This window comes from Streptomyces sp. NPDC045846 (genome assembly GCF_056431605.1).
Window position 1 is genome coordinate 1 of record NZ_JBWKKJ010000008.1, and the last position, 521, is coordinate 521.

Below are 521 nucleotides of genomic sequence, written 5' to 3' on the forward strand. Positions count from 1 at the left end.
ACGCCCGGTTACATTCCGAACCCGGAAGCTAAGCCTTTCAGCGCCGATGGTACTGCAGGGGGGACCCTGTGGGAGAGTAGGACGCCGCCGAACAATATTTCAGGACCCTTGGTCCCAGCGTTCACGCTGGGACCAAGGGTCCTTTTGTTTTTCCGCTTTGCTTTGCCGAAGCGCGTCGGGCAGCCGACTGCGCGAGAATGACTGCAGTACCCGAAGACTAGGAGTCACGATGTCCACCAACTCTCCCGACGATCGTCCGGAGCGCGAGCCGCGCCGTCAGGACGGTGGTGACCGGGGCGGCTACCGCGGTGGTCGAGACGACCGCGGTCCGCGTCGTGACAACGACCGGGGCGGTTACGGCGGGCGTCGTGACGACAGTCGCGGTGGATCCGGCGGTGGCTACCCCCGCCGCGACGACCGCGGCGGCCGCCCCACCGGCGGTGCCGGCGGCAGCTCGTACGGTCGTCGTGATGATCGTCCGGCTCCGCGTCGTGATGACGACCGTGGTGGGTTCCGTCGGG

Annotated in this window: 1 rRNA gene; it reads left to right on the plus strand. The window is 67.4% G+C overall.

What is annotated here, in order from left to right:
* Nucleotides 1-93, plus strand: a 5S ribosomal RNA gene (gene rrf / locus AC07F3_RS22620); the annotation flags it as partial.
* Nucleotides 94-521: the final 428 nt, after the last annotated feature.